Consider the following 15,391-nt stretch of genomic DNA (forward strand, 5'->3'; position numbering starts at 1 on the left):
CTCTCCGGCCAGACACCTCCCGCGGTTTTCGACAGCGGTCACACGTTCCCGCGGGAACGTCCGCGTCGCCCGGCGAGGCGTCGGCTCGCTGGCTAGCGGGGATAGATGAGGTAGGGGCGCGCGAGGGCCTCGAAGGCGGCGACGTCGGCGGCCCATTCCGCGGTGATCTCGTCGAGCGTGGCCCCGCGTTCGATCGCGAGGCGGAGGCGGTCCGTGCCGGCGAGGCGGTCGAAGTGCGGCTCCCTCCACGCCCACGCCGAATCCGACAGGCGACGGGCGACGAGCAGGGCGGCGACGGCGGTCCGCACGGGATCGTAGACGGAGCGGTCCGTCACCGTGAGGCGGATGCCGGAGACCGTCTCTCCCGAGAACTTGCGGTCACCCGGCGACTCCGGCGTGAAGGTGGCCGCCGCGATCTGGACTCCCGGCAAACGCGCGTGCTCCCGGATGCCCGCGGCCCAGGCCTCGCCGTCCAGCCACGGGGCGCCGAGGAGCTGGAACGCGGCCTCGGTCCCGCGGCCCACGGAGATGTTGGTGCCCTCGAACAGGCAGGTGCCCGGATAGTGCGCGGCGCTCTCGACCGAGGGCATGTTCGGCGAGGGCGCGATCCAGGGCAGCTCCGTGTCGTCGAACCAGCGCCCCGCGGCCCAGCCGGCGGCCGGGACCACGTGCAGTTCCACCTCGACACCGAACTCCCCGCGATAGAGGCGCGCCAGTTCCCCCGCCGTGAGCCCGTGCCGCACAGGCACCGGATACATGCCGACGAAGCTCGCGAACGCCGGGTCGAGCACCGGCCCCTGCACGAGCCCCCCGATCGGATTCGGACGATCGAGCACGATCACCGGGACCCCCGCGCCGCCCGCCGCCATCATCGCGCGCGCCATGGTGGAGACGTACGTGTAGTAGCGCGCGCCGATGTCCTGGAGATCGAACGCGAGCACGTCGATCCCCGCCAGCATCCCCTGCGTCGGCGCCAGCGTCTCGCCGTAGAGAGAGTAGATGGGAAGCCCCGTCGCCGCGTCCGTCTCGTCGTCGATCGCGGCGCCGCCGACCTCCGTCCCGCGGATCCCGTGTTCCGGCGCGAAGAGCGCGACGAGTTCCGCCCCCTCGTACTGATGAAGGAGATCGATCGAACTCGTGCCGTCGCGGCCCACCCCGCTCCGGTTCGTGATCAGCGCCACCCGCCGCCCGTCGATGAGATGAGAGGAGTCTGCGAGCAGGACCTCGACCCCCGGCCGAACCTCCGGCGTTCCCCCGCACCCGACGAAGACCCACGCGGCGAGAATCGCGCGCGCGGCCGGGTGCCGCCTCACAACGCGCCGTGTAGGTTCAGGATGGCGAACGGGACATGGGGGACATGGGGGACATGGGGAGAGGGCGGAGGCCGACATGCTGCGGAGACTAGGGACGAAAAGCGGCCCCCGAAAGCCGGCGACCTCTCTTCCGGCGCTCGCGCTGAGGCTGGCGGCCTGCGCCTCGGTCGCGGTCGCCGCCTTCAGCTGCGCCACCGCTCCCGGCCCGGCCGGCTCGAACCGCGTCGCGCAGGACCGCGTCGCGCGGGACTGGGTCGAGGAGACGCTCGCCGGCCTCGGCCTGCGCGACCGAGTGGCGCAACTCGTCATGGTGTGGCTGAGCGGCGGCTACGCGCCGGCCGGCGACGAGGAGTTCAGCCGCGTCGAAGCCTTCGCGCGCGACGACGGGATCGGCGGGGTCGTGATGTCGCTCGGGACCCCGCTGGGATACGCGTGGCGCCTCAACCGGCTGCAGGCGGACGCCCGGATCCCGCTCCTCGTGGCGGCCGACTTCGAGTCCGGCGCCGGCTTCCGCGTGAGCGGGATCTACGCGCTTCCCAACATGCTCGAGATGAGCGGCGCGACAGTGCTGCCGCCCGCGATGGCGCTGGGCGCGGCGGACGACGAGGACCTCGCCCGCATCACCGGCAGCGTCACCGGCAGGGAGGCGCGGGCCCTCGGCGTGCATCTCGCCTTCGCACCCGTGCTCGACGTCAACAACAACCCCGCCAACCCCATCATCAACACGCGGTCATTCGGGGAGGATCCCGAGCGGGTGGCGGCGCTGGGCGCGGCGTTCATCCGCGGCGCGCGCAGCGCGGGGCTCCTCACGACGGCCAAGCACTTCCCGGGTCACGGGGACACCGGCACCGACACCCACGTCGCGCTCGCGGTGATCCCCGGCGACCGCGCGCGGCTCGACAGCCTCGAACTCGTCCCCTTCCGCCGGGCGATCGACGAAGGCGTTGATGCCGTGATGACGGCCCACGTCGCGGCGCCCGCGATCCTGGGCCCGGGGGCGCCGCCCGCGACGCTGTCTCCCTATTTCATGACGGAGATGCTGCGCGGCGACCTCGGCTTCGACGGCGTCCTGTTCACCGACGCGCTGGACATGGCCGCGGTCGCCGATGGCTACGGGGACGGCGAGGCCGCCATCCGCGCGCTCGAAGCGGGGGCCGACGTGCTCCTCATGCCGCGCGAGCCGCTGCGCACCATCGCGGCCGTCGAGGGAGCGGTGCGCTCCGGGCGGCTCGCCCCCGAGCGCATCGAGGCCTCCGCTCGCCGCGTGCTGACCCTCAAGGCCCGCGCCGGCCTCCACCGGGGGGCGCCGCCGGTCGACGCGGACCGCATGCGGACGCTCGTCGGGACGGAGTTCAACCAGAGCGTCGCCCGGGTGATCGCGATGCGCTCCATGACGCTCGTCCGGGACGAGGACGAGGCGATCCCGTTCGACGCCCTCGAGACGCGCTCCGTCCTCTCTGTGACCTTCGCCGGCGCGAACGACCTCGCCGCGGGCCGCGCCTTCGACCGCAAGCTGGGCGAGACCGTGCGCGTCCGCGGCGCCCGCGTCGGCTTCGACACGCACCCGGCCGTCTACGATTCGCTGGTCCGCCGCGCGCGGGCGGTCGATGCCGTGACCCTCTCCGCCTACGTCCGGCCCGGCGCCGCCAGCGACACCACCGATCTCCCCGAAGAGATCCGGGGTTTCCTGGAGGCCGTCGACGCGAGCGGGAAGACGACCGTGCTCGTCTCGTTCGGGAGTCCCTACCTGCTGACGTCGGTGCCCGACGCGAAGGCGTACCTCCTCGCGTGGGGCGGGGCGGAGGCGTCGCAGGAAGCGGCGGCCGAGGCGCTCCTCGGCGGACCGATCCCGGGCCGGCTCCCGATCTCGCTTCCTCCGTGGCACGCCCTCGGCGACGGACTCGGGAGCGGGCCCCGGCCGCTCGCCGACGCCGATCCGGAAGCTGATCCAAACGCCGAGATGCCGCGGGACGCCCACGCCGCGTTCGAGCCCTTCACGGGGGAGACGGGGGAGACCCGGCCCGTGGTCGTGGGGCGCGTGCGGCGGCCATGGGAGGACTGGCCCGAGAACGCGGGGATGGAGGCGGACTCCCTCGGGCGCGTGGACCGGCTCATCGAGGCGGCGATCCGGGACGGGGCGACGCCCGGCGCGGCGCTCGTCGTGGGCCGCGGCGACCGGATCGTGCGGCTGCGGGGATACGGGCGCCTCGACTGGTCGTCGGCCGCTCGCCATGTGCGGGACTCGAGCCTCTACGATCTGGCCTCGCTCACGAAGGTGATCGCGACCACGACGGCCGTCATGCAACTCGTCGACCGGGGGGATCTGTCGCTCGAGACGCGGATCGGCGAGCACCTCCCCGAGTGGTCGACCGGCTGGAAGCGCGATGTCGCCGTCCGCCATCTGCTCACGCACCGCGGCGGTCTGCCGCCCTTCCGTCCCTTCTGGCGCACGCTCGAGGGGGAGACGCAATACCGCGAGGCGATCGCCGCGCTCGAGCCCGACCACGAACCGGGGGAAGAGACCGTCTATTCCGACATCGGACTGATGACGCTCGCCTTCCTCGTGCAGGAGATCACCGGACAGGCGTTCGACTCCTACCTGTACGAGTCCGTGTTCCGTTCCCTGGGGATGAGGGATACCTGGTTCAATCCCCCCAACTCACTCCGCGGGCGGATCGCCCCCACCGAGATGGACACCGCATACCGGCACCGGCACGTGATCGGGGAGGTACACGACGAGAACGCGCACGCGCTGGGCGGCGTGGCGGGACACGCGGGACTCTTCTCCACCGCGCGGGACCTGTCCCGGTTCGGTGCCTGGATCCTGGCGGCGGCCCGGGAAGGGCGAGGTCTCGCCCCCGTGGCGCGCCCCGCCCCCGCGCGCCTTGCGATGACGCGGTCGCCGAGGCTCGGCTCGCCCTCGCCGGAGATCGTCGCGCAGTTCGTCGCCCGGGCGGACTCGCGGGCGGACTCGCGGGCGGACGCCGGATCAAGCCGCGCGCTGGGGTGGGACACGCCGTCCGGGCGCTCCTCGGCCGGAGACTACTTCGGTGAGGGGTCGTTCGGGCACACCGGGTTCACGGGGACGAGCATCTGGGTGGACCCCGAACTCGACCTCTACGTCGTCCTGCTGACGAACCGCGTGAACCCGACGCGGGCGAACCAGAAGCACATCGCGCTCCGGCGGGCGGTGCACGATGCCGTCGCGACGTCGATCCGGGACCAGGAGGTGCGCCCCCGCGACCGGGAGCCGCGGCCGGGGCCGGAACGCTGACTTCGGTCGATTTCGTCATCCTCGTCGTGTATCTCGGCGGGGTGACGGCGTGGGGCGCGTGGCTGGGGCGGGGCGCGCGCGGCGGTGAGGAGTACTTCCTCGGCCGGCGCGACCTCCCGTGGCTCGTCGTCCTCCTTTCCGTGGTGGCGACGGAGACGAGTACGCTCACCTTCCTGTCCATCCCCGGCATCGCGTACGGCGGGTCGCTCGCGTTCCTGCAGATCGCGGCCGGCTACGTGCTCGGGCGCATCGCGGTCGCCGCGTGGCTCCTGCCCGCGTACCACGAGGGGCGGCTGCGGACGGCCTATGAACTGCTGGAGGCGCGCTTCGGTCCGGAGACCCGGCGCTTCACCTCCGCGCTTTTCATGATCACGCGCCTCCTCGCGGATTCCGTGCGGCTGTTCGCTACGGCGATTCCGCTCACGCTGGTCACGGGCTGGCCCCTCGTCACCTCCGTGCTCGTGATCGGGGCGCTCACATTCATCTATACCTTCATCGGCGGCATCCGCGCCGTCGTCTGGGTGGACGCGTCGCAGATGGTCCTCTATCTGGCCGGCGGGCTCATCGCGCTCGTCGTGCTCGGCCAGGCCGTGCCCGGCGGGTGGCCCGACATCCTCGCCCGCGCGGCGGAGGCCGGGAAGCTCACCGTGATCGACCCGGCGCTCGACTTCGGGCGGCCCTACACCCTGTGGGCCGGGCTGCTGGGCGGCGCCTTTCTCTCCATGGGCTCCCACGGCGTGGACCAACTCATCGTCCAGCGCCTCCTCGCCTGCCGCGATCTCGCCGCGAGCCGCCGCGCCCTCGTCGGCAGCGGCGTCGCCGTCTTCCTCCAGTTCGCGCTCTTCCTCTTCGTCGGCCTCGGGCTGTGGGCGTGGTACGACGGGGCCGCGTTCGCGCGCTCCGACGAGATCTTCGCCCGCTTCATCGTCGAGGCGCTCCCGGCCGGCGTCCGCGGCCTCCTCATCGCGTGCGTGTTCGCGGCCGCCATGTCCACGCTCTCCAGTTCGATCAACGCGCTGTCATCGACCACCGCCTACGACTTCTGGGCGCGGGCCCGGGCCGGGGCGGGGGACCGTGCGAGGGACGGTGCGGACGCGGGGGCGGACGAGCGCCGCATCCTCCGCGTGGGAAAGATCGCGGCGGCGGTGTGGACCGTCCTCCTCGTGGCGGCGGCCATCGGGTTCATCCCGCTGAGCGAGGAGAGCGCCGCGGTCGAGGTGGCGCTGGGGATCGCGTCGCTCGTCTACGGGGGGCTGCTGGGGGGCTTCGCGCTCGCCCGCTTCTCGCGGCGGGCCACGAGCGGCTCGGCCCGGCTCGGCATCGCGGTCGGGATCGCGTCGGTCACCTGTGTGTGGGTGTTCGCGCGCGCGGCCGTCGCCTGGCCGTGGTTCGTCCTCATCGGGGCGGCGGTCACGGTGGCGGTCGGCCTCCTCGCTGTGCCGGCGGGCAGCGCAAGGGACACCCGGTAGGGAATAGACCCGCGCGGGCGGACTTCCGCCGGAGGCTCTGCCGCGGACCGAGGCTTCAGCCGACGGGGGAGTGGTACCCGGCCGCTCCCGACTCCGAGGCCGCTTCCCGCTCCCCACCGCCGCCGGCGCCAAGTCCTGCCGCGGACTCGCGCTGCCGCAGCGCAGCCATCTCTTCGGCCACGAGGTTCAACCGCGTCTCGAATCTCTCCAGCCGCCCGCAAATCATTTCGTGCAGCTTGACGAGGCGCAGCCGTACCGTCGTCAGGTCTTCGCGCAGGTCCGTGGACCGTTCGCCCCAGTGCAGGTCCATCGCGTCGAGCTTGCGATGGATCGCGTCGAACCTGGATTCGAGTGCCTGCCCGACCGCTGCGGCCAGCGCCTCTTCCCGCACGTCACTCTGTACATCACTGGTGGTCAACAATGTTCTTCTCCTGTTCCGAATACCAGCCTCTGCCCCCACCGGAAGCCTGCCCGGGGTCGGGGTTCCGGGCGAAGCCGCGAACGACGGGGGGCGAAAACGAGGCCAGCCGCACGTCTATCATGTCGATCCGATGGTCAACGATGGTCAGCTTTCCTTCCATGTAGGTGCGCAGATTCGCGAAGCTCTCCCGGAGCGTGACCATCTCGTTGCGAAGGTCCGCGAAGCGTTCCTTCCAAGCCGCATCCCTGCTCCTGGACTCGTCCTCCATCTCCTTGAATCGGTGTTCCCACTTCGTGTCCAACGCTGCAAATCGGGCGTCAACGGCCTCGAATCGGGGTTCGAGTACCCGAGCAACCGCGGCGGCCACCGTCTCGTTTCGTGCGTGGCGCGTGAATCTGCGAATCAGCAACCGTTCCTCCCGGCGCCGGGTAGCGGGTTCCTCTCGCACGCACGGGCGAGATCCCGGCGGCACAATATAACTCCTCTGGCCCCTCAACGGCGTCTCAGCGGCGCCCGCCGGGAGGCAGAACTGGCGCGCGCGAGCCGACCTCGCCTACGATCCCCGGCTATGAAAGACACCAACGCCCGTCCTGCCCGGGACGCCAAGTCGCTCATCGTGCGGGGGGCTCGGCAGCACAACCTCCGCGACGTCAACGTCGAACTGCCGCGCGACCGGCTCATCGTCGTCACCGGGCTGTCCGGGTCCGGGAAGTCGTCGCTCGCCTTCGACACCATCTACGCGGAGGGGCAGCGCCGCTACGTCGAGTCCCTCTCCGCCTACGCCCGGCAGTTCCTCGGCGTCATGGAGAAGCCCGATGTGGATGTGATCGAGGGACTGTCGCCCGCGATCGCCATCGAGCAGCGCACCGCCGGCGGCAACCCGCGCTCCACCGTCGGCACCGTCACCGAGATCTACGACTATCTGCGCCTCCTGTGGGCGCGCGCCGGCACCCCCCACTGTCCCTCGTGCGGCCGCCCCGTGCGCCCCCAGTCGCCGTCGCAGATCGCCGGGCAGATCCTCGGCTGGCCCGCCGGCGCCCGCATCGAGGTTCGCGCCCCTCTCGTCAGGGGACGGAAGGGAGAGTTCCGCGAACTGTTCGAGCGCACCCTCAGCGAAGGGTTCGTGCGGGCCCGTGTTAATAATGAGTTGATCGACCTCTCCGACCCGCCGCTGCTGGACCGGCGCCGCAACCACCACATCTCCGTGGTCGTGGACCGGCTCACGGTGCGCGCCTCCGACCGCGAGCGGCTGGCCGACTCCGTGGCCACCGCCCTCCGCATGGCCGACGGCGTCGTGGAGGTGGCCCTCTACGGCGCCGGCGCCGGCCCGGCCACCAAAGCCGACGCAGACGCCGACGCGGACGGCGCCGCGGACGCCCACCTGTTCTCGGAGCGGTACGCCTGCCCGGGCTGCGGGCTGGGGATTCCCGAACTGGAGCCGCGGCAGTTCTCCTTCAACTCTCCCTTCGGGGCGTGTCCCGAGTGCGACGGGCTCGGCTCGCAGCGCGTGCCCAACGCGGACCTCATCATCGGGGGGGACCAGATCTCCGTCCTCGAGGGGGTCCTGCTTCCCATGGGGGCGCCGAGCGGCAGCGTCCGCCGCCACCGCCTGCCCCGGCTCGCGCGCAAGATGGGGTTCGACCTCAACACCCCGTGGGGGGCACTCGACGACGACCAGAAGCAGGCGATCCTGTACGGCGACACGGACGTCGGCTGGGAGGGCGCGATCGCCGCCACCCTGCGCCGCTACCACGACACGACGAGCGAACGCGTGCGCCTCGCGCTCGAGGAGTACATGACGCTCTCGACCTGCCGCGCCTGCGACGGCGGCCGGCTCAGGCCCGAGAGCCGGGCCGTGACGATCGACGGCGTCTCCCTCCCGGCGCTCACCGCGAAGTCCGTGGCCGAACTCCGCCCCTTCCTGCGCGACTGGCTCGAGAGCGCGCGACAGGCCGCCGGCCAGACGGCCGAGATCCGCGTCCCCATCCTCAAGGAGGTCGTCGACCGCCTCGAGTTCCTCGACCACGTCGGCCTCGGCTACCTCGCCCTGTCGCGTTCGGCCGGCACCCTGTCGGGCGGCGAGGCCCAGCGCATCCGTCTCGCGACCCAGATCGGGAGCCGCCTCGTCGGCGTCCTCTACGTCCTCGACGAGCCCAGCATCGGCCTCCACCCGCGCGACAACGAGAAGCTGCTCGGGACGCTCGCCGCTCTGCGCGACCTCGGGAACACCGTCCTCGTGGTGGAGCACGACGAACTCACCATCCGCCGCGCCGACCACATCGTCGACATGGGGCCCAGGGCCGGGCGCGAGGGCGGGGAAGTCCTCGTCTCCGGCAGCCTCGACGACCTCCTGGCCAGCGAGCGCTCCCTCACCGCCGCCTACCTGAACGGCGAGCGCGAGATCCCGGTCCCCGAGACCCGCCGCGAGCCGCGCCAGGGGTGGCTCACCGTGCGCGGGGCCCGCGAGCACAACCTGTGCGGGATCGACGTCGGCTTCCCGCTCGGGCTCTTCATCTGCGTCACCGGCGTGTCCGGCTCCGGCAAGTCCACCCTCGTCGAGGAGATCCTGTACCGCCGCCTGGCGCGCGAGATCTACCGCTCGAAGCTCGTCCCGGGCGCGCACGACGCGGTCGAGGGAATCGAACTTCTCGACAAGGTGATCGACGTCGACCAGAGCCCCATCGGCCGCACCCCGCGCTCCAACCCCGCCACCTACACCGGCCTCTTCACCCCCATCCGCGACCTGTTCGCGCGGCTGCCCGAATCGAACATCCGCGGCTACGCGCCGGGGCGGTTCTCCTTTAATATAAAGGGGGGGCGCTGCGAACCCTGCCGCGGCGACGGCCTCGTGAAGATCGAGATGCACTTCCTGCCCGATGTGTACGTCCCCTGCGACATCTGCCGCGGCCGGCGCTACAACCGCGAGACGCTCGAGGTCCTGTACCGCGGCCGCAGCATCGCCGACGTGCTCGCCATGAGCGTGGACGAGGCGCTCGAGTTCTTCGACGCCGTGCCCTCGGTGAAGCGCCGCCTCGTCACCCTCTCCGACGTGGGCCTCGGCTACGTCACGCTGGGCCAGCCCGCCACCACGCTGTCCGGCGGCGAGGCGCAGCGCGTGAAGCTCGCGACCGAACTCGCGAAGACGAGCACCGGGCGCACCGTCTACATCCTCGACGAGCCCACGACCGGCCTCCACTTCGAGGATGTGCGGCTCCTGCTCGGCGTCCTCCACCGCCTGGCGGACCGCGGGAACACGATCATCGTCATCGAGCACCACATGGATGTCGTGAAGACGGCCGACTGGGTCATCGACATGGGCCCGGAGGGGGGCGCGGGAGGCGGCCTCGTCGTGGTCGCCGGCCCCCCCGAACTCGTCGCCGCCACCCCCGGCAGCCACACGGGCGCGCACCTCTCTTCTCTGTAGGCCCTCCGGGGACGCCCGACCTCTTCACGGAACAGTCCGGACATATCCCCCAATATGGGAGGCTCCAGCTCGGGGAGCGTCGGATATTTTCGCTCGACAAAGTGGAGGGGACGAAGCTCTTGAGTACCCTTTGCTCGGGCTGTACGAGCCCATATTCCACCCCATTTGGGAGGCGCGCCTGTCTATGGCCGCCGGTATTCTTCCTCGGCCCTGTACGGGCTGGGGTGGGGTGTGTCGTGGAATCGTACGCCGAAACCGACGACGGTCGTCGGCACCGAGCGTCAAGAGTCACCACTCCGGGACTTCCTTCCAAGGAGGAGCTGAATGAAGAAGGTTACGAAAGGCCTGTTGACGACAGGGGTTATCGCCTTGATCATCGGCGCCTGCGGAGACACCGTCGAGGTGATCACTCCGGAGCCGCCGCCGCCGGCGCCGCCCCCCCCCCCCATCGTATTTCCACCGCCGCCGCCACCACCGCCGCCGCCACCGCCGCCGCCCAACAGGGCGCCAGTGGCCGTCGGCTCGATTCCGGCCATCGCCGTCGATGCGGGTGCAACCGCTTCGCTCGACGTGGCCGGCTACTTCAGCGACGCGGATGGCGACGCGCTCACCTTCTCCGCCGGGTCCTCGAACGACGCCGCCGCGACCGTGAGCATGGACGGTTCGTCGGCGACGATCACCGGCGTGGCCGACGGGACCGCGGCCGTGACTTTCACGGCACGCGACCCGGACGGCGCGGCCGCCGCGCAGAACGTCAGCGTGACGGTCGGTGACGGCGTGGCCGGGAACCGGCCGCCCACCGCGGTGAATACGATTCCCGCGTACAGCGTCGATGTCGGCGGGGCGGTCCAGGTCAACCTGGCACCCTACTTCAGCGATGCGGACGGCGACGATCTCACCTACGCCGCCGCCTCGTCGAACGAAGATGCGGCGACCACTTCGGTGGACGGCGCCGTCACGACGATCAGCGGCGTTGCCGATGGGATGGCGGTCGTGACGGTCACGGCCAGCGATCCGGACGGTGCGAGCGCCTCGCAGACCATCAGCGTGACGGTCGGCGACGGCGACAGCTCGAACACCCCGCCGGTCGCCCAGGGCACGATTCCCGACCACTCCGTGGCCGCCGGCGGGACGCTCAACGTCGACGTGACGGGGTACTTCAGCGACGCGGACGGCGACGAACTCACCTACATGGCTTCGAGTTCGAACGCCGACGTGGCCACGGCCACCAACGACGGGGCCACGGTCACGATCAGCGGCGTCGGCGGCGGCCGGGCCGTGATCACCGTGACGGCGAGCGACGGCGAGGCCACGGTTGCACAGGGCTTCAGCGTGACCGTCGAAGCGGCGCCGGTGAACTCCGCGCCCAGCGCCGTCGGGACCATTCCGAGCCACTCCGTTGGTGTGGGCGGAACGGTCACCGTTGACGCGGCGGGCTACTTCAGCGATGCCGACGGCGACGAACTCAGCTACACGGTCGCGAGTTCGAACGCCGACGTGGCCACGGCCACCGCCGATGGGTCCACGGTGACGATCAGCGGCGTGGCCGCCGGCAGTGCCGTGATCACCGTGACGGCGAGCGACGGCGAGGCCTCGGCGGTGCAGGGCTTCGGCGTGGCCGTCGAAGCGGCGCCCACGAACAGCGCGCCCACGGCCGTGGGCACGATTCCCGCCCACAGCATCAACCTCGGCGGCACGGCCACGGTCGACGTGGCGGGCTACTTCAGCGACGCCGATGGGGATGAACTCACCTACAGCGGCTCGAGTTCCAGCCCCGAGGTCGCGACCGTCTCGATGGAAGGTTCGACCGCGACGATCACGGCCGTTGCCGTCGGCGGCGCCGTGGTCACGGTCACGGCGAGCGACGGGTCCGCGTCGGCTTCGCAGGGCTTCAACGTCTCCGTCTCCGATCCCTCCGGGAAGGCGGCTACGGTCGCGATCTTCGGTCTGCGGAGCGTCACCGACCGGAGCACGGCGGTGGATCCGACGAACGTGTCCGGCGACGTCACCGTGCTGCTCGACGTGCAGCCGAACGACGACACGATCGCCGGCATCGCGCTGACGCTGGGCGAAGAGGTGATCCACTGCCGCGGGACCTCCAGCGACCAGGGCGGGTTTATCGCGGCAGCCAGCGGCCAGCTCGAGGTCGAGTGCCTGTTCAAGACGGCCTCGGTGATGGGCGAGTGCGCCGGTGCGCAGCTGGCGCCGTTGTACGCCAACGGCGATCACACTCTGGGCGCGCGTGTCACGACCGCTGATGGCGAGACGCGCGAGGCGATCGTCACGCAGCCGATCACGCTCAAGAACACCGGGTTCGTGATGGTCGAACACAGCGCCGGCAGCACGTCCGCGGTCGTGTCCGGCGTCACCTACCACGGCGGTCCGGTCGACGAGGACGACGACAGCAACCAGAACACGTTCCACGCCTGCCCGGTGTCGTACGACGGCACGACGGTCGGCGAGCTCTCGCTGACGACGATGCTCACCGGCCCGGACGCGGCCGCCATCGACTCGACGGTCGCGGACTCGACGCGGGGGGCGACCCTGGTCATCACCAAGGAGATGGACGCGTTCACCTGGAACGTCGACCCGGCCAAGAACAAGGGCGTGGAGAACAGGGCCGGCAAGGACGAGCACTGGGTCATCAACAGCGGCGACATCAAGGACGATGGCGATCTGCTGGTGACGTCGAAGTTCAGGGGCGAGGAAGAGGCGAGGGTCGGCCCGCTCTACTTCGACTTCAAGGCGCCCACGTGGACGCATGATCCGGACGAAGACGCGCCGCGGGAGATCCTGGTCAAGACGAGTGCCGCGGCCGCGGCGTCCGTAGGGGCCACCTACTACAACAGCGGCGCCTTGAGCGTACGCGGCCTGACGGACGGCGGCGTCGGCAAGGCAGGGGCGACCATCGCGGTGGGCGACTGCGGCCTCGAGGCCAACAGCGACAGCCTCAAGAGCACGGCCTTCATGCCGGCGGCGGGGCTGGAGGCGGTCAGCAACATGGCCGAGCTGCCCGAGGAGGACCGCACCAAGGACTTCGCCGATGACAAGGGCCTGAACTGCTATACGGCCGAGGTGACCGGGATCGCCGACGGACTCGGGAACGAAGCCACGCTTCCGGGCACACCCATCGGCACGGCGGCCTACTTCGGCGTCGACAAGGGCGCGCCGGTCGTGACCGACGTGGAGCCCGACGCGCCAGCGGTCCTCAAGCGTAACTCAATACTGTCGTTCGAGACCGAAGATCCCGATCTGGCGACGGGCGAATCCGGTTCGGGCATCTGGGCCACCCGCTGGTACCTCGGCGCTACGTACAAGGGCGCGTTCGGCGGCTCGGCAGCCAGCCTTGCCGGCAGCACTTTGGGGTTGACGAAGGACGGTGCCTACCGCGTGACCGCGTTCTCGGAGGACAACTCCAGTCCCGGGAACAGGACTCGGGTCAACTACAGCTTCACGCGGGACACCAAGGCGCCGACCTTTACGGTCAGCAAGTCGCAGTCGAACATCGGCAACACGCAGGCCACGAGGGTCACCGTCAGCGTCGGCGGCACGATCTCCGATGCGAACGGGATCGACAGGGCGGAACTCAGCATCCGCTCCAAGGCAAGCGGCAGCTGCCCGCAGGCGGATGACGACGATCTCAATCTCGCCGCGACCCGCGTGACGGGGAACAAGCGGGATCTGTCGGACGACGGTTCGAAGGCGATCACGTTCGACGAGACGTTCACCCTGAGCGCTCCGGCCGCCGGTGTCGCCGTGCCTGAGGTTCTCTGCTTCTTCCTCATCACGGAAGATGTCGCCACGGACGAGGAAGGCGACGGCCCCGGGAACCGCGCGACGTTGGAGGTCGGCTCGTTCACCGTCGGCTGGCCGGATCCGGGCCCGACCTTCAAGGTCGGCGCGGACAACCTCGGGGGCAGTCCTCTGGCGCAGGGTGCAACCATCACGGCTGAGGCGCCGTTGCGGGTGACCGAGGGCGCCGCCGGTTCCCGGTTCCTGTTCACGCTGAGTTCTACTTCGAATTCAGCCGTGACGTTCAGCCTCAGCGGGCCGCCGTCCGTGACGTTCACTCCCGCTACGGCCACCGTCACTGCCGGTCAGGAGGTGTCGGAGCCGGTGACCGTGACGGCGCACCACGACCGGAATGTGACTTCCGACAAGGCCGTGATTACGGCGACCGCCGCGTCGGTCGACGACAACTGGGCCGGCAAGACGCACACGGTCCCGGTGCTGGCGGTCGATGACGACTACACGATGAGTGTGGTGATCAAAGACCGCGGCGGTGACAATAGATTCAACGGGGTGACCGAGAAGTCGCCCTTCGACGACGGGGCCGCGGTTGCGAGGTGGGTGACGATCAGGATCACGGCGCCGGAGGGTGGAATGCCCCAAACCGACCCGATCGTGCTGACCGGGTCGTCGGCGACGGGCGACTTCGCCTTCAGTGCTCCGACCTGGGCTATCTATGGAACCTCTCCGGATCCGTACCTGAGCACCGCGGCCGTAGTCCTCACAGTCGACGCGGCGGAGTACCCCTTCCTTCCCGCGGGAGCGACGGAGGCCGACGTGTGGCTCATCGCCAACGACGACCTGGAGGACGAAGAGGCCGAGTTCATCCAGATCGGTGCAGATCCGCAGGGTGAGGTCAATCGGATCGAGCCCGTGATGGTCAGGATCGATGACGCCGATCCGGATGTCACGCTCTCCATCGGCAACGTGAGTGAGGGCGCCGACGGGGTGACCATGACGGTGACGGCCACGGCTGGGGGCCCGATGCCCGGAATCTTCGATCTCCCGGCGGCTCGCTGGGCGCTGGTAGACGAAGGCGGAGCTCTCGCCACCGCCGGCTATGTTTTCACAGCCTCCGGACCGCTGACCATCGACCGCAACCAGATGTCGGGAACGGTGACCGTGACGGTGACCGCGCCCGAGGATGCGGACACGGACAACGAGATGCTCAAGATCGGTCTCACGACGACTCAGGCCGTGGAACTGACCGATGCCACAGATGTCAGCGTCTCGGTCGGCATGCTCGATCTCACGGTTACGGACAACGACGAAGAGAACGGAGGCGGCTGATCGCAGGTCGGCCATTCCGGCCACCGTTACCACAGCAGGAGGAGAGGGCCCCGCGAGTTCGCGGGGCCCTTTCTTTTGGCTGGGGGCTTGCGGCGGGTGCGCCCTCGAGAGCCCGGTCACCCTGGCCAGGTAGGCCCGAGTGCGTATCTGGAGAGAAACGCCTTCCGGGACAGTACCCCCTTATTGGGGGGCGCAGTCCCTTCCTTCCCCACTCTATCATGAATTTAGTCTCTTGCATCCCAATCTCCAGTTCGAGTTCGCGCGCGGAGACATCTCGCCAACCTCGACGACGAGAACAACTGTGATGAGTACAACAACGTCCGGGACGCCGAGGCTTCGCAGCGCCGAGCGACGTCATTACCGACATCTATTGTCTGCGTCGCTCCTTCTCGTCTTTCTCGTCGGGATTAC

General features: G+C 70.2%; 7 protein-coding genes. 4 read left to right on the top strand and 3 right to left on the bottom strand.

From position 1 onward, the window contains the following. Positions 1-92 precede the first annotated feature (92 nt). Complete coding sequence (locus tag ACPXY0_RS01405) at positions 93-1,313, bottom strand: exo-beta-N-acetylmuramidase NamZ family protein (RefSeq protein WP_423927763.1); 1,221 nt, start codon at positions 1,311-1,313, stop codon at positions 93-95. A 76-nt stretch (positions 1,314-1,389) separates the two neighbouring features. Between ACPXY0_RS01405 and ACPXY0_RS01410 the strand changes: the two genes are divergently transcribed. Together ACPXY0_RS01410 and ACPXY0_RS01415 are read left to right on the top strand one after the other, a co-directional pair. Continuing rightward, positions 1,390-4,587 carry a glycoside hydrolase family 3 N-terminal domain-containing protein gene (locus ACPXY0_RS01410; RefSeq protein WP_423927765.1) on the top strand — a complete coding sequence of 1,066 codons (3,198 nt, stop codon included), beginning with the start codon at positions 1,390-1,392 and terminating at the stop codon, positions 4,585-4,587. A 26-nt stretch (positions 4,588-4,613) separates the two neighbouring features. Then, on the top strand, positions 4,614-6,056 hold the full coding sequence (locus ACPXY0_RS01415; RefSeq protein ID WP_423927767.1) for a sodium:solute symporter: 1,443 nt from the start codon (positions 4,614-4,616) through the stop codon (positions 6,054-6,056). Between the two features lie 55 nt (positions 6,057-6,111). Here ACPXY0_RS01415 and ACPXY0_RS01420 read toward each other — a convergent pair whose 3' ends face one another. Next, the gene (locus ACPXY0_RS01420; RefSeq protein WP_423927769.1) at positions 6,112-6,474 is read right to left on the bottom strand and encodes a hypothetical protein; all 363 of its coding nucleotides are present in this window, start codon (positions 6,472-6,474) and stop codon (positions 6,112-6,114) included. Beyond that, positions 6,461-6,844 (bottom strand): hypothetical protein, encoded by a 384-nt coding sequence (locus ACPXY0_RS01425; protein ID WP_423927771.1) that lies wholly within the window; start codon positions 6,842-6,844, stop codon positions 6,461-6,463. The genes ACPXY0_RS01420 and ACPXY0_RS01425 overlap by 14 nt, the downstream gene beginning before the upstream one ends. 201 nt (positions 6,845-7,045) lie before the next feature. Between ACPXY0_RS01425 and uvrA the strand changes: the two genes are divergently transcribed. Further along, positions 7,046-9,901: an excinuclease ABC subunit UvrA gene (gene uvrA / locus ACPXY0_RS01430; protein WP_423927773.1), complete on the top strand. Its 2,856-nt coding sequence runs from the start codon at positions 7,046-7,048 to the stop codon at positions 9,899-9,901. Positions 9,902-10,225: 324 nt separating this feature from the next. Continuing rightward, positions 10,226-14,980 (top strand): Ig-like domain-containing protein, encoded by a 4,755-nt coding sequence (locus tag ACPXY0_RS01435; protein WP_423927775.1) that lies wholly within the window; start codon positions 10,226-10,228, stop codon positions 14,978-14,980. Positions 14,981-15,391 lie beyond the last annotated feature (411 nt).

This window comes from Candidatus Palauibacter sp. (assembly GCF_965237495.1).
Taxonomy (GTDB): Bacteria; Gemmatimonadota; Gemmatimonadetes; order Palauibacterales; family Palauibacteraceae; genus Palauibacter.